The following is a 19,612-nucleotide window of genomic DNA, read 5'->3' as shown; positions in this document are numbered from 1 at the left end:
GGCGGCCCGCCAGCGCCCGGGCCGGCGCAGCTGGTTGGTCGCGAGGGCCACCGGTACCAGGGCACCGGCCACCTTGGCCAGTGCCACCAGGCCCAGGAGGAACGCGGTCCCGCGCGGGGCCCGAAGGGACTGCTCCACGGCCCAGCGGCCCACGGTGTCCAACAGCCACTGTCCGCCCACGGCCCAGTACATGCTGAATGCGGCATGCACCAGGCCGATGATGCAGGCCGTCCACACACACCAGAGACTGAGCTCCCTGCGGGTTGCAGCGTCCATTGGTTCCATTGTGGAACCCCTGCTTTGAAGGTGGAAGCGCCGGCTCAACCAGGGGGGGGCGGACCGGAACCTCCCGGGCCGGCCGGCCACGCCCTTGACATGAGGCTGCCTAACGGTAGCGTGGGGGCTCCCCGAAGGGTGCCGGGCAGATGCCGGCACACAGAGGAGCGACATGAAGAACGCGACGAGAAGAACGGCCGTCCTACTGTCCACCGCCGGCCTGATGGCCGGCTCCGCGGTACTACCGCTCTCGGCCATGGCCGCACAGACCGAATGCAGTCCCGGCGAGGTGCGCACGGCGTTCACCCCCGGTTCGGTTTCCATCGGCAGCGGCGATCCGCACGAATCCGGCACCCTCACCAACCCCTCCGCACAGGAGGCCCCCATTCCGGCGACGCGGATGGCAGCAGCGACATCAACCGCCAAGCTACCCGAATCCGTGTCCCTGCCGGACGTCCTGGCCGCCCTGAAGTCCCAGGAGGGCATCGATGCCTTCGAGAGCCAGAGTTGGGATGCCGGATCGAAGATCGGGGAGCTCACCCTTTCCCCCGGCTCGTCGATGGATATGACCTACGGCTTCACCGAAGTGGTCTTCTCCGGCTCACAGCAGACCTGCCAGCTGGACGGGCGGTTCGGTACCGGAACCGGATTCAGCGGATCGGCGCCCACCGGCCAGTACGTGAGCTACTCCTGAGCCGCAGGCGGACCGCGCCGGATCAGCACTGCAGGGAAATGCAATACCCGTGGGGGAATCCCCGCGGGTATTGCGCGTTAATTTACGCACCGGAAACATAAATCCGTTTTATTCCGTAGCAATTGGATAATCCTTGACAGATTCCACGCGCCTCGCCCAGACTGTCGGGAATATCAATTCCGATTGCCGGAAACATCGAATCAAGTCGGCTCCGCCGATGGTCAAGGGTGTTCAGCGCCGGCATCGGAGGCAGTACTACCGAAAGCTGACACCCGTGCCTGACGAACCAACGACGCCGGATTTCCTCACCGCGTTCAACACCGCCCGCTTCGCCGAGGCGGAAGCCATGCTGCGGCCCTGCCTGGACATTCCCCGCTGGTACAACGAGATTGCCGGCGCCCGGCCCTTCGCCGCCGCCGGGGAACTGCTGAGCTTCGCCGAACTGGCCGCCCCGGACTTCACCCGGGCCGAGATCGACGGCGCCCTGGCCCACCACCCCCGGATCGGCGAGCGCCCCGCCGGATCGGGCACGGAAGCGGCCTTCTCCCGCAGCGAGCAGGCCTCCGTGTCCGGCCTGGACAGCGTCCAGGACCGGCTCGCCGCGGGAAACCGCGCCTACGACGAGAAATTCGGCCATGTCTTCCTGATCCGGGCAGCCGGCCGCAGCGCCGGAGAGATCCTGGCAGCCCTCGAAGCGCGGCTGCAGCACACCCCGGAAGAAGAACTCCCCGTCATCGCAGCCGAGCTGCGTGAAATCGCCATCCTGCGCCTGGAAGGACTGCTGAACCCATGACCCGCAGCCACATCACCACCCACGTCCTGGACACCGCCGCCGGGCGGCCCGCCGCCGGCGTCGGCGTCACCCTCTGGTCCCGGCAGGACCGGGACTGGGAGCAGATCGGCGAAGGCACCACCGACGCCGACGGCCGGGTGGCCGGCCTGGGGCCGGAGCAGGTGCCGGCCGGGACCTACCGGATCGACTTCGCCACCGGGGACTACTTCGCCGCCACCGGCACCGAGACCTTTTTTCCCAGCGTTTCCCTGACCTTCGCCCTGGCCGACGCGGCCCAGCACTACCATGTCCCGCTGCTGCTGAGCCCCTTCGCCTACTCCACCTACCGAGGAAGCTGACCATGACTGAAACAACACAGACCCCCGCCGGAAACCCTGCCGGCGCCGCACGGATCGTGCTGGGCAGCAACCAGTACGGCAAAGCCGAAGTCCGGCTGGTGAAGGTCACCCGCGACACCGCACGGCACCGGCTCGAGGACCTCAGCGTCACTTCCCAGCTGCACGGGGACTTCGAGGCCGCCCACACCCAGGGGGACAACTCCCACGTGGTGGCCACCGATACGCAGAAGAACACCATCTACGCATTCGCCCGCGACGGCGTCGGCTCGCCCGAAGAGTTCCTGCTGCGTCTCCAGGCGCACTTCACCGGCAGCTTCGACTGGGTCAGCGGCGGGCGCTGGGCCGCGGAGCAGTACTTCTGGAACCGGATCAGCGACCATGACCACGCCTTTGCCAAGGACAAGTCCGAGATCCGCACCGCGGTGCTGCTCTCCGCGGACGGCGAGCAGCACCTGGTCTCCGGCATCAGCGACCTGACCGTGCTGAAGTCCACGGGCTCCGAATTCCACGGCTTCCCCCGGGACCGGTACACCACCCTGGCCGAAACCACGGACCGGATCCTAGCCACCGACGTCACGGCCAAATGGCGCTACGCCCCCGGCACGGACCTGGCCGCCCTGGACTTCAATGCCATCTACGCCTCGGCCCGCACCCTGATGCTGGACGCCTTTGCGGATACCCACTCCCTGGCCCTGCAGCAGAGCATGTATGAAATGGGCCGGGCCGTGCTGGCCGCGTACCCGGAAATCGCCGAAGTGCGGCTCTCACTGCCGAACAACCACCACTTCCTCGTGGACCTCTCGCCCTTCGGCCTGGACAACCCCAACGAGGTGTTTTTTGCCGCGGACCGGCCCTACGGGCTGATCGAGGCCGCGGTGCTGCGCGAAGGCACCGACGGCAACTCACCGGTGTGGAACACCGTGGGCGGATTCTGCTGATGAGCCGCAAAGACCGCACCGTGCCGGCCGGAGGGGCCGCAGCAGGCACCGCGCTCCGGCCCGAGGACACCCGGCTGCCGCTGGGCAGCACCTTCGCCTACGGCTTCCAGCACGTCCTGACCATGTACGGCGGCATCATTGCCCCGCCGCTGATTGTCGGCAGCGCCGCCGGCCTGGATTCGGCTGACATCGGCATGCTGGTGGCCGCCTGCCTGTTCGTGGGAGGCCTGGCCACCCTGCTGCAGACCATCGGCATCCCGTTCTTCGGCTCGCAGCTGCCGCTGGTGCAGGGTGTCTCCTTCGCCGGAGTGGCTACCATGACTGCGATCCTCGACGGCGGCGGGGGCCTGCCGTCCGTGTTCGGTGCGGTGATCGTGGCCTCCCTGGTGGGCTTGCTGATCACCCCGGTCTTCGCCAAGGTGATCCGCTTCTTCCCGCCGGTGGTCACCGGCGTCGTCATCACCACCATCGGCCTGACCCTGATGCCGGTGGCCGCCAACTGGGCCATGGGCGGCAGCAGCGACGCGCCGGATTACGGCAGCGTCTCCAACATCGGGCTGGCCGGCCTGACCCTGCTCCTGGTGCTGCTGCTGAGCAAGCTGGGCAGCTCCACCGTCTCCCGGCTGTCCATCCTGATTGCCATTGTCCTGGGCACCCTCTTTGCCGTGTTCACCGGCAAGGCCGATTTCTCCGAGGTGGGCACCGGCGCCATCTTCGCGCTGCCGCAGCCGTTCGCCTTCGGAATGCCCACCTTCCAGGCCGCGGCCATCATCTCCATGGTCATCGTGATCCTGGTGACGCTGACCGAAACCACCGCGGACATCATCGCGGTGGGGGAAATCGTGGACACCAAGGTCGATTCCAAGCGGATCGGCAACGGCCTGCGCGCGGACATGCTCTCCAGCGCCCTGTCCCCGGTGTTCAACTCCTTTACCCAAAGCGCCTTCGCACAGAATGTGGGACTGGTGGCGATCACCGGCGTGAAGTCCCGCTTTGTGGTCAGCGCCGGCGGCCTGATCCTGGTCATCCTGGGCCTGCTGCCGGTCCTGGGCCGGGTAGTGGCCGCGGTGCCGACGCCGGTGCTGGGCGGGGCGGGCATAGTCCTGTTCGGCACGGTGGCCGCCAGCGGCATCCGCACCCTCGCCCGGGTGGACTACCGCAACAACATGAACTTCATTATCGTGGCCACGTCCATCGGCTTCGGCATGATCCCGATTGCCGCCCCCACGTTCTATGACAATTTCCCCACCTGGTTCGGGACCATCTTCCACTCCGGCATCAGCTCCGCCGCCGTGATGGCCATCCTGATGAACATCCTGTTCAACCACATCCGTTCCGGGAACCCGCAGGACCCCTCGGTGTTTGCCGAAGGTTCCAACCGGATTGTCCGGATCGAGGACCCGGCCGCGCTGAAGGACGGCGACCATGTCCGCGACGGCAAGCTGCTCGACGCGGACGGCCAGGAAGTCCCGCTGACCACCACCGGCACCGATTCCCACTAGGACCGCTACTGTGAACTCCTCCTCCGTACCCCAGCCCGTCCTCGGCGCCGGGCACCTGGACCGCCTGGACGCCGTCCTGGCCGACACCGACCGGCTGCTGGCCGCCGCGTACCCCGGCGACGCCGGCACCCGGCAGCCGGTGCACACCGTCTATATCCCGGCCGACCGGTGCGTGCCCGCGCTGCCGAAGAACTGGGGGACGGAGGCGCTGGCCGCGGTGGAAGCCGAGGGAACGCTCACCGGGCTGGCCGCCGATGTGGGCCTGTCCGCGGACCTGGCCGCCGCCGTCGTGCCGCTGGTGGAAGCGAAGCTGCGCAGCGAACCGGTCGAGGACCTGCGCCTGGACTTCGAGGACGGGTACGGCATCCGGCCGGACGAGGAGGAGGACAGCCACGCACGGCAGGCCGCGGCGGCCGTGGCCGGCGCGGTGGCTGCCGGGACCGCGCCGCCGTTTGTGGGCATCCGGTTCAAGAGCTTCGAAGCAGCCACGCGTGCCCGCGGCGTGCGGACCCTGGACCTGTTCCTGGCCGGCCTGCTGGCCGCCGGGGAGCTGCCCGAGGGGCTGGTGCTGACCTTGCCGAAGGTCTCCACCGTGGAGCAGGTGGAGGCCATGGACTACACCTGCGAACTGCTCGAAGACGCGCACGGCCTGGCGCCGGGGCGGCTGCGGTTCGAGGTGCAGGTGGAAACCCCGCAGCTGATCCTCGCCGCCAACGGCACCGTGCCCGCCGCCCAGCTGATCCACCGCGGCAAGGGCAGGGTCTCCGCCCTGCACTACGGCACCTACGACTACTCCGACTCGGTGCAGGTGGCCGCCGAATACCAGTCCATGGAGCATCCGGCCGCGGATTACGCCAAGGCCGTGATGCAGGTGGCGGCCGCGGGCACCGGGGTCCGGCTCTCCGACGGCTCCACCAACATCCTGCCGCTGGGCAGCTCCGCAGAGATCCGTTCGGCCTGGCGGCTGCACGCCCGGCTGGTGCGGCGCTCGCTGGAGCGCGGCTTCTACCAGGGCTGGGACCTGCACCCGGCCCAGCTGCCCACCCGCTTCCTGGCCACCTATGCCTTCTACCGCGAGGGGTTCGACGCCGCCGCGTACCGGCTGCGCAGCTATGTGCAGAAGGTGGAAGGCAGCGTCCTGGATGAACCGGCCACCGCCCGCGCGCTGGCCCGGTTTGTGCACCGCGGCCTGCTCTGCGGCGCCCTCACCGAGGAGGAGGTGCAGCGCGGCACCGGGCTCCCCGGCGTCGAACTGGCCGCCCTGGCATATCCCAAAATCTCCGCCTCAACATCTCCCTCCGCTCCACACGAAAAGGTTTCCTGATGACTGTCCCGGCCCCGAACACTCCCCGCTACTACGCCCCGGAGGGCGGGCTGCCCGCCCAGACCGATCTGCTCACCGGGCGGGCCGTGGTCACCGAGGCCTACACGGTGATCCCGCGGGGCGTGCTGCGCGACATCGTGACCAGCGTGCTGCCGGAATGGACCGGCACCCGCACCTGGATCCTCAACCGTCCGGTGGCCGGCGGGGCCACCACCTTCGCCCAGTACCTGCTGGAGGTTGCCCCGGGCGGCGGTTCCGCCCATCCGGAGCCGGAGCAGACGGTGGAGTCCTTCGTTTTTGTGCTCGAGGGCGAACTGACCGTCCGGCTGCTGGGTCAGGACCACGTACTGACGCCGGGCGGGTTTGCCTACCTGCCGCCCGAAGCGCTGTGGAGTGCGGCCAACGACGGCGACGCACCCGCCAAGTTCAATTGGATCCGCAAGGCCTATCAGCCGCTGCTGGGCCACATCCCGGAACCGGTGTTCGGCAACGAGGCGGATATCGAACCGACGCCGATGCCGGGCACGGACAACAAATGGCGCACCACCCGGATGATCCCGGTGGACGACGTCGCCTACGACATGCACGTGAACGTGGTGACCTTTGAACCCGGCGCCGTGATTCCGTTTGCCGAAACACACGTCATGGAACACGGACTGTACGTGCTGGAGGGCAAGGCCGTGTACCGGTTGAACCAGGACTGGGTGGAGGTGGAAGAGGGCGACTACATGTCCCTGCGCGCCTTCTGCCCGCAGGCCTGTTACGCCGGCGGCCCCTCGAACTTCCGCTACCTCCTCTATAAGGACGTCAACCGGCAGGTCCAGCTGGGCGGCACCTGGTCATGAGCGGGATCCGGACCGGGTACTCGGCCAACTGCTCCATCCTCTTTACCGAGCTGCCGCTGCTGGAGCGTCCCGCCGCGGCGCGTGCCGCCGGCTTCGACACGGTGGAATTCTGGTGGCCCTTTACCGAATCCGTACCGCCCGAAGCCCAGATGCAGGCCTTCGAAGCGGCCATCCGCGACGCCGGTGTGCAGCTGGGTGCCTTGAACTTCGACGCCGGCCCCATGGACGCCGGGGAACGCGGCCTGCTGTCCCTGCCGCACCGGGGAGCGGACTTCCGCGCCAACGTGCAGGTGGTCGCCGGGATCGGCGAGCGGCTGGGCTGCCGGCTGTTTAACGCCCTCTACGGCAATCGGGATACCCGCTACACCGCGGCCGAACAGGACGCCGAAGCCCTGCATAATCTGCGCGAGGCCGCCGAGGCCGTGGCACCCTTCGGCGGCACCGTGCTGCTGGAACCACTCAGCGGCGCCCCGGACTATCCGCTGAAGACCTCCGCCGACGCCTACGCGGTGCTGGAGAGGGTGCACGACGCCGGGATCGGCAACGTGGCCCTGCTCGCCGATCTCTACCACCTGGCCGTGAACGGCGACGACGTGGCGGCGCTGATCGGTTCCGACGCCGGCCGGTTGGGGCATGTCCAGATTGCCGATGCCCCCGGTCGCGGGGCACCCGGGACCGGGGACCTGCCGCTGCAACAGTGGATCCGGGAGCTCCGGGCCGGCGGCTACCGGGGAGAGGTGTCCCTGGAATACCGGGCAGCGGCGGCCGCGGCGTTTGATTGGCTGGACGCGTCCGCGCCGCCCTTCGACCTGGTGATCCGCGGGGAATCCGTGCTGACCCCGGCCGGGATTGCCCCCGCCGAAGTGGCCGTGTCCGGCGGCGTGATTGCCGCCGTCGTCCCCTTGGGCACCGGGCTGGAAGGCGAGCGGGTGCTGGAGCTGGCCGCCGATGAGACCCTGCTGCCCGGCCTGGTAGACACCCATGTGCACGTCAACGAGCCCGGACGCACCGAATGGGAGGGCTTCGCCTCCGCCACCCGGGCAGCCGCGGCCGGGGGCGTGACCACCCTGATCGACATGCCGCTGAACAGCATCCCGCCCACGGTCGATGTGGCGGCGCTGGACACCAAGCGGGCCTGCGCGGAACCCCAGACCGTGGTTGACGTGGGCTTCTGGGGCGGCGCCGTGCCGGGCAACCTGGCCGAGCTGCGCCCGCTGCATGAGGCAGGGGTCTTCGGATTCAAGTGCTTCCTGGTGCATTCGGGCGTGGACGAGTTCCCGCACCTGGAACCGGCCGAAATGGAAGCCGCCCTCGCTGAGCTGAAGACCTTCGACGGACTGCTGATCGTGCATGCCGAAGACCCGGCCGCCATCACCGACACTCCGCCCGGCGCGCAGTACGCGGGGTTCCTGGCCTCCCGGCCGCCGGCAGCGGAAAACACCGCCATTGCCGGGGTGGTTGCCGCCGCACGGCGCACCGGCGCCCGGGCGCACATCCTGCACCTTTCCTCCGCCTCCGCGCTGCCGCTGATCCGCGGCGCCAAGGCCGAGGGCGTGCGGCTCAGCGCCGAAACCTGCCCGCACTACCTGACCCTGACCGCAGAGGAGATTCCCGACGGCGCCACGGCGTTCAAATGCTGCCCGCCCATCCGGGAAGACGCCAACCGCGAGCAGCTGTGGTCCGGCCTGCTGGACGGCACCATCGACTGCATCGTCTCCGACCATTCGCCCAGCACCCTGGACCTGAAGGACCTGGAACGCGGGGACTTCGGTGTGGCCTGGGGAGGGGTGTCCTCGCTGCAACTTGGCCTGGCCCTGATCTGGACGGAGGCCCGCATCCGCGGCATTTCCCTGGCGCAGGTGCTGCACTGGATGGCTGCCGCCCCGGCGCAACTGGCCGGGCTGCAGCACAAGGGTGCCATCCGGGCGGGCAACGACGCCGACTTTGCGGTGTTTGCCGCGGAAGAAACCTTCACCGTGGATCCGGCGGCCCTGCAGCACAAAAACCCGATCACTCCCTACGCCGGCAAAACGCTCACCGGGGTGGTGCGGCGGACCCTGCTGGCGGGCGCCGACGTCGACCCGGCGGTGCCGCGCGGCCGTCTGCTGCGCCGCGGCGAGGGGTGAGCCGGGACTCCGGTATACAGAAACGTTCGTCACATCTGTGAGGGTAGCCACAATGACGGCCGTCGCATTTTAGGAACCGACAAGCGTGAAAGTAGTGTCTTCTTATGGCCACATTCCGAAACAGCCGTGCGGCTGCGCTCCCCGCAAAACTCTCCCGTTCCTGGCTGCTGGCATCGGCCGCCAATGAAGCGAACTTTGCGCCGGCGCTCGCATCCGAAGCTGATTCCGTGGTGTTCGACATGGAAGACGCCGTTCCGGCCGCCGGCAAGGCCGAGGCCCGCGAACGCGTAGTCGAGGCCCTCTCCACCGGCATGACCGCGTGGGTGCGCGTCAACGGCATCGAAACCGACTACTGGGCGGACGACCTCGCGGCACTGTCCAAGGCCCCCGGCCTGCGCGGCGTCATGCTGGCCATGACCGAAAAGCCCGAACAGGTCACCCACACCGCCATGCGGCTGCAGGCCGGCACGCCGGTGCTGGCCCTGGTCGAATCCGCCCTCGGCATTGAAAACGCCACGGCCATCGCCAGCGCACCGGGCACCTTCCGGCTGGCCTTCGGCGTGGGCGACTTCCGCCGCGACACCGGCGCCTCGGACGATCCGATGGCCCTGGCGTACGCCCGCTCCAAGCTCGTGGTGGCCTCCCGTGTGGGACAGCTGCCCGGCCCGATCGACGGCCCCACCGTCGGTGCCCTGGGCGAGAAGCTGCTCGACGCCTGCAAGGTCACCCAGAGCATGGGCATGACCGGCAAGCTCTGCCTGATGCCCGAAGCCGCGGACTTCATCAACCAGGGCCTGTCGCCCAGCGAATCCGAAATCACCTGGGCCCACGAGCTGCTGGACGCACATGCCGCCGGTGCCGTGGTGGGTGACGGCTCCTACCTGCCGCGCCTGGCCCGCGCCCAGAAGATCTCCTCGCTGGCGGACTCCTACGGACTCTGGAACGCGTAGGAATTTCCGTCAGGGCCGCAGCACCCGCACCGGGTGCTGCGGCCCTGACGTTTAATCACCGGCGTCCACCCGGTCCAACAGCCGCAGCACCATCCGGGTGAGGGCGAAGGCCGCGTCCATGTCGTAGTCCGGCTGGCTGATGTCCGCGAACAGGTGCGAGGCCCCCATGTACAGGATCAGGTCCGCGTCCGGGCTGGAGGCGGCCAGGTTCTCCGCGGCGTCCAGGTCCCCCTCTTCCGCGAAGTAGGGGTCGGCGTCCATGCCATGGATCTGTACGGGCACCCCGGCCGGCCAGGCGTCGGCGTAGGTGCCCAGCGGCAGGCAGGCGCTGATCAGCACGGCGCCGCGGGCTCCGGGGCGGGTCTGCGCCAGCCGCTGCGCCGGCATCACGCCCAGCGAAAAGCCGATGTAGACCAGGTCCTCCGGAAAACGGCCGGCAACCTGCACGCCCGCCTCCTCGATGGCGTCCATGCCGATCTCCTGCGCGTACTCGACGCCCTGCTCCAGGTCGCCGAAAACGTGCCCGTCGTACAGGTCCGGCACCGTCACCGTATGCCCTGCCTCGCGCAGCACTTCGGCGAAGGCATCCATCCCGGCGGTCAGGCCGAGCGCGTGATGGAACAGCAGGACATTGGCCACGCCGGCCTCCTAAGGCTCTACGAGGATGCCGTCCTCATCGGCGTACAGCGCGGCGCCGGGACGGAAGGTGACACCGCCGAACTCTACGGGCACATCCACCTCGCCGACAGAGTCCTTGGCGCTCTTGCGCGGGTTACTCCCCAGCGCTTTGACGCCCAGCGGCAGCTTGGCGACAGCGGACCGGTCGCGGATGGGTCCGTTAATGACGACGCCGGCCCAGCCGTTCTCCACGGCGGCGGCGGCGATCATGTCCCCCATGAGTGCGGTGTTCAACGACCCGGCGCCGTCGATCACCAGGACCGCGCCGTCGCCGGGGGAGTTCAGCAGCGACTTGATGATGCCGTTGTCCTCCAGGCAGCGCACGGTGCGGATGGGGCCGGTGAAGGCCGTGTGTCCGCCCAGGTCCTGGAACTGCAGGGAGACGGAGGCAAGCTCGTCGCCGCGCTCGTCGTAAAGGTCAGCTGTGCTCAGTCGGGTTTCCATGCCACCTACTGTGGCAGAGGACACACCGCAGTGCCGCCCTGCCACGCCGTCGCCGTCGTTCTTCGGGCCGGGTTACGCCTTGGTGGCGCGGGCGTGGTCCTTGAGAACATCCACAATCTGGAGCAGGTCGCCCACGGAGTTGGAGCGGTGGTCGCGTGTGGACTGCGGCCAGCCGCCGGGCAGCCCCTCGTTGTAATACAGTCCGTCGGCCAGCAGCGTGATGCCCCGGGCAATGGCCGGATCACCCACCTCCTGCTCCACCATGTCGAACCAGCTGCTGTGGATCTGCTGCAGCAGTTCCGACGCCGCCGCATCCGAGGCCTGTGCCAGCCGGACCACGCCGATCAGTGCCCGGTCCAGTGGGCTGCCCACATACACGGAACTGCGGACCAGGTAGCGGGACGGGCCTTCGGGGTCCTCCCGCATCCGCTGCAGGTCGACGTCGGCCAGCTCGTGCAGCCGCTCGATCAGCGCCCCGGCCATCGCTTCCTTGTTCTTGAAGTGATACAGCAGGCCGCCTTTGGAGACCTCGGCGCGGGCTACCACCGCATCCATGGTGGCGCCGCGGGGGCCTTCGTTAATCAGCAGCTCCTCATAGGCGTCGAGGATGCGGTCCCGGGCGGGACGAGAGTTGGACATGCTTTTACGCTACGCCATCAGCGGACCAAAGGGCGGCCATTTGGGTACCGTACAGTCTAGACGGTACAGTAGTTTTTCGGGTATTTCCCGTAAGCAATCCCTAATGCCGTCTCAAAGGAGGAAAGCCGTGCTGGCCATCCAGGAAAAGCCCGCAGTTGCGCGTGCAGGTAAGCGCGAGTGGTGGGGGCTTGCCGTCCTGATGCTGCCGGTACTGCTCATCTCCATCGACAACAACGTGCTGAGCTTCGCCATCCCGTCGCTCTCGCAGGCGCTGGCACCCACCGGCGTCGAACTGCTGTGGATCGTGGACATTTACGCCCTGGTCCTTGCCGGCCTGCTGGTGCCCATGGGCAGCCTCGGGGACCGGATCGGCCGGCTCCGCCTGCTGATGATCGGCAGCGTGGGCTTCGGCGTCTTCTCCCTGGTGGCCGCGTTTGCTCCCTCGGCCATGCTGCTGATCGTGGCCCGCGCCCTGATGGGTGTCTTCGGCGCCATGCTGATGCCCGCCACCCTCTCGCTGATCCGCAACATCTTCACCGATCCGTCCCAGCGCCGCATCGCGGTGGCCATCTGGGCGGCCGGCTTCTCCGGCGGCGCGGCCCTCGGCCCGATTGTCGGCGGCGTGCTGCTGGAACACTTCTGGTGGGGTTCGGTGTTCCTGCTCTCCATCCCGGTGCTGCTGCCGCTGCTGATCTTCGCCCCGATGCTCCTGCCCGAGTCCAAGGACCCCAGCCCCGGCGCCGTCGACCGCCTCGGCGTGGTGCTGGTGATGGGTGCCATGCTCTCGGTCACCTACGGCATCAAGACCTTCGCGCACGACGGCGCCGCAGCCGGCCTGCCGTTCATCCTCGCCGGACTGGTGCTCGGGTTCCTGTTTGCCCGCCGCCAGCTGGGCCGCGAGAAGCCGATGCTGGACGTCCGGCTGTTCAAGAACCCGGTCTTCACCGGCTCCATCAGCGCCAACCTGCTCAGCCTGTTCGCCATGGTCGGGTTTATCTTCTTCCTCTCCCAGCACCTGCAGCTGGTGGTGGGCCAGACCCCGATCGAAGCCGGCCTGACCATGCTGCCGGGCCTGGTGCTGACCATCATCACCGGCCTGGCCGTGGTGCCGCTGGTGCGCCATATCCGCCCGGCGTATGTCGTGGCCGGCGGGCTGCTGTTCAATGCGGCCGGCTACGGGCTGGTGTTCGCCGCTGGCGCGGACGTTACGGTGATGCACCTGATCATCGCGTTCCTGCTGCTGGGTGTTGGTGTTGGAGCGGCGGAAACCATTTCCAATGACCTCATCCTGGCCAGCGTCCCGCCCTCCCGGGCCGGATCGGCGTCGGCCATTTCAGAGACCGCCTACGAGATCGGCTCCGTGCTGGGTACCGCCGTACTGGGCAGCATCCTCACCTCGGCCTACCGCACGCACGTTTCCGTGCCCGACGGGCTGAGCCCGGAGCAGGCGGCCTCCGCAGGGGAAACCCTGGGTGGGGCAGTGGAAGCCGCCCATGGCCTTCCCGCCGAACAGGCATCCGCGCTGCTGCACTCAGCGCAGGCTGCCTTCGATTCCGGTGTCAGCATCACCACGCTGATCGGCGTCATCACCATGGTGGTTGCCGCCGTCGGGGCCGCCATCCTGATCCGCCGGGTTCCCGCCCACGGCTAGTCCCGGTGCGGCCGGGCGATGAGGACCGGGCAGTAGGCGTGGGCCGCCACGGCGGTGCTCACGGAGCCGAGCAGCAGGCCGGCGAATCCGCCGCGGCCGCGGTTGCCCACCACCAGCATCTCCGCTCCCCGGCTTGCCTCCATCAACACCCGGGCGGGCTGGCCGGCCACCGCCTCCTGCATCAGGCCCTTCGGAATGCTGGAACCCTCGAACGCTGCCTCCACCGCCTCGGCAAGGGCCTGCTCGGCTTCCACACGCGGTGAGAACTCCGTGGTGGGAAACGGTGTGGCCAGCATGGCCGGGTATTCCCAGACGGTGATGGCCTGTATGCGGCAGTCCAGCAGTTTGGCCAGCCGTGCTGCCATCCGTATCGCGTGCAGGGACTCCTCGGAGCCGTCCATGCCCACCACAATCCTTTTCCGGGACGCCTCAGCCATGGGAAATCCTTCCAAATGGTCAGCCAGTTACCCAGCAGTGTGCGCTTCATGAAGGAGTAATGGCCAGAGCGAGTCAGTGCAATGCAAATAGGATGACGCATATGCCTGCACTGCCCGTATCCCAACGCACCGTCACCGCCATGACCAGCGGACTGCTCCTGGTCCTTGCCCTGCTTTCGGCCGCCGGACCGTTCGCCACGGACCTGTACCTGCCTTCCTTCCCGCAGATGGCCGACGACCTGGGCGCCTCCGCCACCGGTGTGCAGCTGACCCTGACCGCTTTCCTCGCGGGCATGGCCACCGGGCAGCTGATCTTCGGCCCGTTCTCGGACCGGTACGGCCGGTTCCGTCCGCTGCTGGTCGGCTCGGTGCTGTTTGTGCTGGCCTCCGTGGTCTGCGCCGTGGCGCCGAACCTGCCCGTACTGATTGCCGGGCGGCTCTTCCAAGGCCTGTTCGCCTCCGCCGGCGTGGTGATTGCCCGGGCCATCGTGGCCGACCTGACCAGCGGGCAGGCGGCGGCACGCACCTTCAGCCTGCTGATGACCATCGGCGGGGTGGCCCCGGTCCTGGCTCCCACCGTGGGCGGCATCCTGGCCGGCAGTGTTGGCTGGCGCGGGGTGCTCTGGGTTTTGGCGGGGCTGGCCGCAGCCATGCTCGCAGGGGTGGCCGGCGTGGTGCGCGAGACCCGGCCGCAGGAAAAACGCAGCAGCGGCCCCATCTTGGGCGGGCTGGCCGCGGTGCTGCGCCGCAAGCGGTTTGTGGGTTACGCGGTGCTTTTCGCGTCCACTTTCGGAGTCCTGATGGGCTACATTTCCGCCTCCCCGTTTATCTACCAGAACCTTATGGGCCTGTCGCCGGCCGGCTACGGCCTGGCCTTCGGCATCAATGCGAGCGGGCTGGTGCTGGCCGGGTTCATCTCCGCCCGGCTGGCCCGTACGGTCCCGCCCCGCCGGACGGTCAGCATTGCGGTGCCGGTGCTGCTGGGGGTTTCCGCGGTGCTGCTGCTGCTGATCCTGCTGGACGTCCCGCCGCTGCTGTTGGCTGTGCCCATCTTCCTGGCGGCGTCCTCGGTGGGCTTCATTATGGGCAACACCACCAGCCTGGCCCTGGCCGAGGCAGGTTTCGCCGCGGGCAGCGGGTCGGCCGTGCTGGGCAGCGGCCAGTTCTTCTTTGGCGCCCTGGTCTCGCCACTGACCGGTATTGCGGGGGAGGACACCGCCCTGCCGCTGGCCCTGGTGATGTGCGGGTCCGGGCTGATCGCGCTGGTGGCCCTGCTGGCCACCCGTTCTCCGGACACGCCTACGGGCGAACGACGCCGGCTGCGAACCCGCTAGCCCGCGCCGTCGTCGGGCCGCTGGCATCCGCCGGCATCGTCCACTCAGCGGAAGCCGCCGTCGCCGTCGTCAGGACTGATCCCGCACCGGCCGACTTGAGTCGGACCCGGGGTCGGGCATAGGGTAGTAAGCATGCTTACGTTAGCGTAAGCGAACGCCTTTTAGGGCGGCCCGGAAAGGGTCCGCCTGAATGGACTGACCTACCGAAAGTGGGAACTTCTATGACAAACGGCAACAACACAGACCAGTACACGTTCCAGAACCCGGTGGACCGCTACCCGACCATCGCGCCGCCGAAGCAGGACCAGCCGGAGCCGGGCCTGGACAAGGACATGACCCCGCACGTGGACCACGGTGAGGACACCTACCGCGGCACCGGCCGGCTGGAGGGCCGCAAGGCACTCGTCACCGGCGGCGATTCCGGCATCGGTGCGGCCGTGGCCATCGCCTTCGCCCGGGAAGGCGCCGACGTCGCCATCTCCTACCTCCCCGAAGAGGAACCGGACGCCCAGCACATTGCCGAGGTCATCGAGAAGACGGGCCGCAAGGTCGTTAAGCTTCCCGGCGACCTGAAGGACGCCGATTACTGCCGCCAGCTGGTGGAAGACGCCGTTGAGGGTCTGGGCGGCCTCGACATCCTGGTGAACAACGCCGGCAAGCAGATTGCGGTGGACAACCTCGAGGACCTCTCCGACGAGCAGCTGGACCACACCTTCAAGACGAACATCTACTCGTTCTTCCGGGTGACCAAGGCGGCGCTGAAGCACCTGCCTGCCGGTTCCAGCATCATCAACACCACCTCCATCCAGGCCTATGAGCCGTCGCCGAACCTGCTGGATTACGCCAGCACCAAGGCTGCGATCAACAACTTCACCAAGGGCCTGGGCCAGCAGCTGGCACCCAAGGGCATCCGCGTGAACGCCGTGGCCCCGGGTCCGTTCTGGACCCCGCTGCAGCCGACCGACGGACAGAACAAGGAAGACCTGCCCGAGTTCGGCCAGAGTGTTCCGCTGGGCCGTGCGGGCCAGCCGACCGAGCTTGCCCCGGCCTACGTGTTCCTGGCCTCGCCGGAATCCAGCTACGTGATCGGCGAAACCCTGAACGTCAACGGCGGAACCCCTTCCCCGTAACTTTGCCGTTTTCATAGACCTGAGGCCCCGCATCTGCGGGGCCTCAGGTCGTTTAAGCCGTCGTGCACCCATGGAACCAGCCTCTGCGGGAGTGGGGGTTGGGTCAGGGTCGGCGGAGCTTCCCACGGAGCGGTGCCCTTGTGGCTGGTGAGGTCACCCCAGTCACAGCAGTACCGAAGGGTGGGAAAGTCTGTGGGAGCTGACAGCGGGGTCGGCGGAGCTTCCCACGGAGCGGTGCCCTTGTGGCTGGTGGGGCCACAGCAGTCACAGCAGTACCGAAGGGTGGGAAGCTTTGCCGGTACGGGCCCCGGAATCACCAAAACGGCCGCTGCATCCCGGGAATTCCGGAGCGCAGCGGCCGTGAGCCGGAAGGGAACGCCCTAGCGCACGGTCTCTTCGGTGCGGAAGTCCGCGCGGTCGATCCGGCGGTGGAAGCGCATGCCCGCCAGGCCGCCCAACACGGCGCCGGTCAGCGTCACCACCAGGCTGGCAGCGACGGCAATCCAGGTTCCGGCGCTGACGCCTTCCAGGTCCTCGGGCAGCGGGGCCACCGAGTTCAGCTGGCTGATGCTGCGGATGTCGCTGCCGTAGATCAGGCCAAGAACGACGACGACGGCGGCTGCGATCAGCGCCCACAGCCAGACGGCGAGGCCCTGCTTGAGTCCGTTGAAGCGTGCCATCCGGCCGGCCACGTAGCCGCCGGCATAGTAGGAGAGCAGCAGGACCGCCAGCATGATGACCGCGCCGATGATCCCGGCGGACTGGTTGGCGGCAGCGGATTCAAGTGCCGCGCCCAGATCGGTTTCCGCGGACAGGCCCACGGCGGCTCCAATGGCGGCGGCCAGCGCCGACAGCAGCACCACCATGCCGGTGGCGGTCAGCCAGCCGAAGAAGGCCGAGCCGAATTTCATGCCGCCGAAGCGCTCCTTCTCGCGGGCCAGCAGGGCCTCGCGGTTGGGCAGGGCTGTCTCGCCGACGACGGCGTCGTTGTGCACCGCTTCATTGCGTGCCGTTTCGTGGCGCACCGTTTCAGTGCGGTGCCGGCCGTCCCGGGTGTCTGTTTCGTCCGGGAGGTCCTTGGTGGAGGTCACCGGGGCAACCCGGGTGCGGGTGTCGTCGGCATCGGTTGCCGGGACAGCACGCGGGGTGTCCTCGGTCGTGCCGGCGGCGGGGGCAACCCGGGGGTGCATGTCCTCAGCGTCGGTTGCGGGGACAGCGCGCGTGCGCGTTTCATCGGCGTCGGTTGTCCGGACTGTGCTGGCCCGCGTGTCGTCGACGGGGACAGTGCGGGTGCGGGCATCGTGGACCGGGACTGCATGGGTGTGGGTGTCCTCGGCGTTGGTGGCACCGGCGGCGGGGGCAACCCGGGTGCGGCCGGCATCCGTTGCGGGGACGGTGCGGGCATCGCCATCGGCCGAGCCGGCTGCCGGTTCGGCCATGTGGCTGCCCGCATGGTTTCCGGTGTGGCGGCCGGAACCCTGGGTCGGATCGGCAGCGGAGTCCGCGCCGATTCCCCCGGTGCTGTCGTTGGTGCGGCGACTGTCGCCGGGGACGACACGTGCGGCGTCGTCAGCGGCAGTCCGTTCCGAGCGGTCCCGCAGCGGACCGCCGTCGGTGGCGCCGCGATTGGCCGCGGAAGCGTTTCCGGTGTTCCCTGGTTCGGTGCTCATTACTGCATCTCCTGTTTCCGTCCGGTGAATCGGGCTGAAGTTGCCACCATATAAGTATCCTTACTAATTTCTCCACCTGCGTTAGGACTCGCACCCGGGATGAGGGGCAGGGGAGTGCGAAAACCCTCCGTTTTGTGCAGTTCGCTGCCAGTTTGGGAAATCCCTGCCGGTTTGCAGCGGAGCGATTTCCCAAACCGGCAGCAAAAACCCAAACCGGCAGGGAATCCGGGGCCAACGCACCTGGTGTACAGATAATGCGTCTCTGCAGCTCGTTTAGGCCCTTTATCTGTGCAGTAGACGGACGAAGCCGGGCCGGCCTGGGTTCTGCCCCTAGCATCCCGCCGAAGCTGTCACATTCCAGCGGTCCCGCCGAAGCACCCCTAAGCCCCGCAGCGCCCCCAGCACCCCAAACCACCCTGAGGTGGAAATGCGCGGGTCCGGGAAATCCGGTGGAAGACTGGTGGCATGGATCCCGATCTCCTCGTAACCCTTGTCGCCGCCCTCGTGATTGCCGTGGGGCTGACCGGCATAGTGGTGCCCGTTCTGCCCGGCAGCATCCTCATCATCATTGCCCTGCTCGGCTGGGCCTTCGGCGTGCAGAGCCCGGCAGGCTGGTGGGCCTTCGGGATCGGCGCGGTGCTGCTGGTAGCCGGTATGCTCGCCAGCTTCTTCCTCACCGGGCGGCGCCTGAAGCAGCGGCAGATTCCCACCCGCTCCATCGTTGCCGGCGTGGTGCTCGGCGTCGTGGGAATGTTCACCATCCCCGCCGTGGGCCTGTTTGTCGGGTTCGCCGCCGGCCTGCTGCTGAGCGAATGGCAGCGACAGCGGAACCTGTCCACCGCCTGGTCCTCCAGCCTGGCCACCCTGAAGGCGATGGGGATCGGCATCCTCGCCGAACTCGGGCTGGCGCTGACTGCGGGCGGCATCTGGGGAGCCGGCGTCTGGGTGCACTTCGCCACCCGCTGATCCCGCACCGCCCAGCCACGCGTGTATAAGGTGTGGCGGTATGGGCGAACCATCGATCAACCGCAGCATGCGGTCCGTTGAAGACCTCCTCAACTTGATGGACGGGCTCTTTGCCCGTGAGTTGGTCCGCTGGACCAGCGGCGCCGGGAGCTCTTGGTGGGACAACTTCTACGCAGACCGCACCCGGCCCGTTCCGTTTTTTGCGGACAAACCCGACGAGAGCCTGGCGCGGTGGGTCCGCGACGGCGTGCTCTCGCCGACCCGGGTGCTGGATTTGGGTTCAGGGCCCGGGCGCAACGCCCTTTTTCTTGCTGAGAGAGGTTACGCTGTGGACGCCGTGGACCTCTCCTCGGCTGCGGTGGAGTGGGGGCGGGAGCGGGCTGCAGACCGGCATTTGGACGTCTCCTTTACCTGCGGCAACGCTTTCGCTCTACCGCCTGATGCGCTGCCGGGACCGTACGGACTGGTCTACGACTCGGGCTGTCTGCATCACCTTCCCCCGCACCGTCGGATCAGCTACCTGCAACTTTTGCAGCGCACCCTCGCGCCCGGCGGGTACTTGGGGCTGGCCTGTTTCGCCAAGGGAAAGATGGGTGCAGAAGCACCAGACGAGCAGCTCTACCATGATGGGGAGTTTGAAGCAGGGATAGCCTTCAGCCCGGATGATCTTCGCTGGGTTTTCGCGGACTTCGAAGAGATCGAGATCCGCCCGATGGCCGCCCAAAACCAGGACTCGCCGTGGTTTGGTGAATCCTTCCTGCTTACCGCCCTGTTCCGCCGCCCGGGGCCGGCCGGAGCCTAAGCGGCGCGCGCGGAGGACCGCACCAGGCCCGGACCCCAGGCCCGGACCCGAGGCCAGGACCCTAACCCCGGACCC

At 68.1% G+C, this 19,612-nt stretch carries 20 protein-coding genes and 1 pseudogene; 15 read left to right on the top strand and 6 right to left on the bottom strand.

Annotation, left to right across the window (positions count from 1 at the left end; translation table 11 throughout):
• On the bottom strand, positions 1-276 hold a 276-nt coding region (locus AC5RUF_RS10970; protein ID WP_494130576.1), incomplete at its 3' end, for a DUF3995 domain-containing protein.
• 172 nt (positions 277-448) lie between these two features.
• Here AC5RUF_RS10970 and AC5RUF_RS10965 point away from each other — a divergent pair.
• The 10 genes and pseudogenes from AC5RUF_RS10965 (at position 449) to AC5RUF_RS10920 (ending at position 9,786) form a co-directional block, all read left to right on the top strand.
• Positions 449-970 (top strand): hypothetical protein, encoded by a 522-nt coding sequence (locus AC5RUF_RS10965; protein ID WP_493998866.1) that lies wholly within the window; start codon positions 449-451, stop codon positions 968-970.
• 274 nt (positions 971-1,244) lie between these two features.
• Positions 1,245-1,763, top strand: a complete 519-nt coding sequence (gene uraD / locus AC5RUF_RS10960; protein WP_494130575.1) for a 2-oxo-4-hydroxy-4-carboxy-5-ureidoimidazoline decarboxylase — start codon at positions 1,245-1,247, stop codon at positions 1,761-1,763.
• Complete coding sequence (gene uraH, locus AC5RUF_RS10955) at positions 1,760-2,101, top strand: hydroxyisourate hydrolase (protein ID WP_494130574.1); 342 nt, start codon at positions 1,760-1,762, stop codon at positions 2,099-2,101. The genes uraD and uraH overlap by 4 nt, the downstream gene beginning before the upstream one ends.
• Before the next feature lie 2 nt (positions 2,102-2,103).
• Positions 2,104-3,039, top strand: a complete 936-nt coding sequence (gene pucL, locus AC5RUF_RS10950; protein ID WP_494130573.1) for a factor-independent urate hydroxylase — start codon at positions 2,104-2,106, stop codon at positions 3,037-3,039.
• Positions 3,039-4,541, top strand: a complete 1,503-nt coding sequence (locus tag AC5RUF_RS10945) for a nucleobase:cation symporter-2 family protein (protein ID WP_494130572.1) — start codon at positions 3,039-3,041, stop codon at positions 4,539-4,541. The genes pucL and AC5RUF_RS10945 overlap by 1 nt, the downstream gene beginning before the upstream one ends.
• 10 nt (positions 4,542-4,551) lie before the next feature.
• Positions 4,552-5,865 carry a DUF6986 family protein gene (locus AC5RUF_RS10940; protein ID WP_494130571.1) on the top strand — a complete coding sequence of 438 codons (1,314 nt, stop codon included), beginning with the start codon at positions 4,552-4,554 and terminating at the stop codon, positions 5,863-5,865.
• Positions 5,865-6,710: a bifunctional allantoicase/(S)-ureidoglycine aminohydrolase gene (locus AC5RUF_RS10935; protein ID WP_493998113.1), complete on the top strand. Its 846-nt coding sequence runs from the start codon at positions 5,865-5,867 to the stop codon at positions 6,708-6,710. Before AC5RUF_RS10940 ends, AC5RUF_RS10935 begins: the two co-directional genes overlap by 1 nt.
• A pseudogene (locus AC5RUF_RS10930) lies at positions 6,707-7,492 on the top strand (hydroxypyruvate isomerase family protein); the annotation flags it as partial. The gene AC5RUF_RS10935 and the pseudogene AC5RUF_RS10930, both read left to right, overlap by 4 nt.
• A complete protein-coding gene (allB, locus tag AC5RUF_RS10925) occupies positions 7,493-8,836 on the top strand; it encodes an allantoinase AllB (protein ID WP_494130577.1) in 1,344 nt (447 codons plus the stop codon).
• Between the two features lie 104 nt (positions 8,837-8,940).
• Positions 8,941-9,786 (top strand): HpcH/HpaI aldolase/citrate lyase family protein, encoded by an 846-nt coding sequence (locus tag AC5RUF_RS10920; RefSeq protein WP_494130570.1) that lies wholly within the window; start codon positions 8,941-8,943, stop codon positions 9,784-9,786.
• A gap of 51 nt (positions 9,787-9,837) precedes the next feature.
• On the opposite strand, the gene AC5RUF_RS10915 is transcribed toward AC5RUF_RS10920, so the two are convergent.
• From AC5RUF_RS10915 to AC5RUF_RS10905, 3 genes are all read right to left on the bottom strand, one after another.
• On the bottom strand, positions 9,838-10,425 hold the full coding sequence (locus AC5RUF_RS10915) for a dienelactone hydrolase family protein (protein ID WP_494130569.1): 588 nt from the start codon (positions 10,423-10,425) through the stop codon (positions 9,838-9,840).
• Between the two features lie 9 nt (positions 10,426-10,434).
• Positions 10,435-10,908: a ribonuclease E activity regulator RraA gene (gene rraA / locus AC5RUF_RS10910; protein WP_494130568.1), complete on the bottom strand. Its 474-nt coding sequence runs from the start codon at positions 10,906-10,908 to the stop codon at positions 10,435-10,437.
• A gap of 72 nt (positions 10,909-10,980) precedes the next feature.
• Positions 10,981-11,547 carry a TetR/AcrR family transcriptional regulator gene (locus AC5RUF_RS10905; protein WP_494130567.1) on the bottom strand — a complete coding sequence of 189 codons (567 nt, stop codon included), beginning with the start codon at positions 11,545-11,547 and terminating at the stop codon, positions 10,981-10,983.
• A 103-nt stretch (positions 11,548-11,650) separates the two neighbouring features.
• Here AC5RUF_RS10905 and AC5RUF_RS10900 point away from each other — a divergent pair, with 103 nt between their 5' ends.
• A complete protein-coding gene (locus AC5RUF_RS10900) occupies positions 11,651-13,198 on the top strand; it encodes an MFS transporter (protein ID WP_493997553.1) in 1,548 nt (515 codons plus the stop codon).
• Here AC5RUF_RS10900 and AC5RUF_RS10895 read toward each other — a convergent pair.
• A complete protein-coding gene (locus AC5RUF_RS10895) occupies positions 13,195-13,635 on the bottom strand; it encodes a universal stress protein (protein ID WP_493997554.1) in 441 nt (146 codons plus the stop codon). The two genes, AC5RUF_RS10900 and AC5RUF_RS10895, sit on opposite strands and share 4 nt — an antisense overlap.
• Positions 13,636-13,736: 101 nt before the next feature.
• Between AC5RUF_RS10895 and AC5RUF_RS10890 the strand changes: the two genes are divergently transcribed.
• Both AC5RUF_RS10890 and AC5RUF_RS10885 read left to right on the top strand, forming a co-directional pair.
• A complete protein-coding gene (locus tag AC5RUF_RS10890; RefSeq protein ID WP_494130566.1) occupies positions 13,737-14,969 on the top strand; it encodes a multidrug effflux MFS transporter in 1,233 nt (410 codons plus the stop codon).
• Between the two features lie 221 nt (positions 14,970-15,190).
• On the top strand, positions 15,191-16,099 hold the full coding sequence (locus AC5RUF_RS10885; protein WP_493998383.1) for an SDR family oxidoreductase: 909 nt from the start codon (positions 15,191-15,193) through the stop codon (positions 16,097-16,099).
• Positions 16,100-16,479: 380 nt separating this feature from the next.
• Here AC5RUF_RS10885 and AC5RUF_RS10880 read toward each other — a convergent pair whose 3' ends face one another.
• The gene (locus AC5RUF_RS10880; RefSeq protein WP_494130565.1) at positions 16,480-17,769 is read right to left on the bottom strand and encodes a YrzE family protein; all 1,290 of its coding nucleotides are present in this window, start codon (positions 17,767-17,769) and stop codon (positions 16,480-16,482) included.
• Between the two features lie 465 nt (positions 17,770-18,234).
• Here AC5RUF_RS10880 and AC5RUF_RS10875 point away from each other — a divergent pair, with 465 nt between their 5' ends.
• The gene (locus tag AC5RUF_RS10875) at positions 18,235-18,735 is read left to right on the top strand and encodes a DUF456 domain-containing protein (protein ID WP_494130564.1); all 501 of its coding nucleotides are present in this window, start codon (positions 18,235-18,237) and stop codon (positions 18,733-18,735) included.
• Positions 18,736-18,775: 40 nt separating this feature from the next.
• On the top strand, positions 18,776-19,537 hold the full coding sequence (locus AC5RUF_RS10870) for a class I SAM-dependent methyltransferase (RefSeq protein WP_494130563.1): 762 nt from the start codon (positions 18,776-18,778) through the stop codon (positions 19,535-19,537).
• The last annotated feature ends 75 nt before the right edge of the window (positions 19,538-19,612 follow it).

It is taken from the genome of Arthrobacter sp. Y3224198, assembly GCF_059090025.1.
Note: the sequence above shows the minus strand (reverse complement) of the source record. Positions and strands in the feature narration are given on the sequence as shown.

What these genes read in the sequence shown, in the direction of transcription:
- AC5RUF_RS10965 (WP_493998866.1), top strand. Translation starts at nt 449, where the DNA reads ATGAAGAACGCGACGAGAAGAACGGCCGTCCTACTGTCCACCGCCGGC.
- uraH (WP_494130574.1), top strand. Translation starts at nt 1,760, where the DNA reads ATGACCCGCAGCCACATCACCACCCACGTCCTGGACACCGCCGCCGGG.
- pucL (WP_494130573.1), top strand. Translation starts at nt 2,104, where the DNA reads ATGACTGAAACAACACAGACCCCCGCCGGAAACCCTGCCGGCGCCGCA.
- AC5RUF_RS10945 (WP_494130572.1), top strand. Translation starts at nt 3,039, where the DNA reads ATGAGCCGCAAAGACCGCACCGTGCCGGCCGGAGGGGCCGCAGCAGGC.
- AC5RUF_RS10935 (WP_493998113.1), top strand. Translation starts at nt 5,865, where the DNA reads ATGACTGTCCCGGCCCCGAACACTCCCCGCTACTACGCCCCGGAGGGC.
- AC5RUF_RS10920 (WP_494130570.1), top strand. Translation starts at nt 8,941, where the DNA reads ATGGCCACATTCCGAAACAGCCGTGCGGCTGCGCTCCCCGCAAAACTC.
- rraA (WP_494130568.1), bottom strand. Translation starts at nt 10,908, where the DNA reads ATGGAAACCCGACTGAGCACAGCTGACCTTTACGACGAGCGCGGCGAC.
- AC5RUF_RS10905 (WP_494130567.1), bottom strand. Translation starts at nt 11,547, where the DNA reads ATGTCCAACTCTCGTCCCGCCCGGGACCGCATCCTCGACGCCTATGAG.
- AC5RUF_RS10900 (WP_493997553.1), top strand. Translation starts at nt 11,651, where the DNA reads ATGCCGTCTCAAAGGAGGAAAGCCGTGCTGGCCATCCAGGAAAAGCCC.
- AC5RUF_RS10895 (WP_493997554.1), bottom strand. Translation starts at nt 13,635, where the DNA reads ATGGCTGAGGCGTCCCGGAAAAGGATTGTGGTGGGCATGGACGGCTCC.
- AC5RUF_RS10890 (WP_494130566.1), top strand. Translation starts at nt 13,737, where the DNA reads ATGCCTGCACTGCCCGTATCCCAACGCACCGTCACCGCCATGACCAGC.
- AC5RUF_RS10885 (WP_493998383.1), top strand. Translation starts at nt 15,191, where the DNA reads ATGACAAACGGCAACAACACAGACCAGTACACGTTCCAGAACCCGGTG.
- AC5RUF_RS10880 (WP_494130565.1), bottom strand. Translation starts at nt 17,769, where the DNA reads ATGAGCACCGAACCAGGGAACACCGGAAACGCTTCCGCGGCCAATCGC.
- AC5RUF_RS10875 (WP_494130564.1), top strand. Translation starts at nt 18,235, where the DNA reads ATGGATCCCGATCTCCTCGTAACCCTTGTCGCCGCCCTCGTGATTGCC.
- AC5RUF_RS10870 (WP_494130563.1), top strand. Translation starts at nt 18,776, where the DNA reads ATGGGCGAACCATCGATCAACCGCAGCATGCGGTCCGTTGAAGACCTC.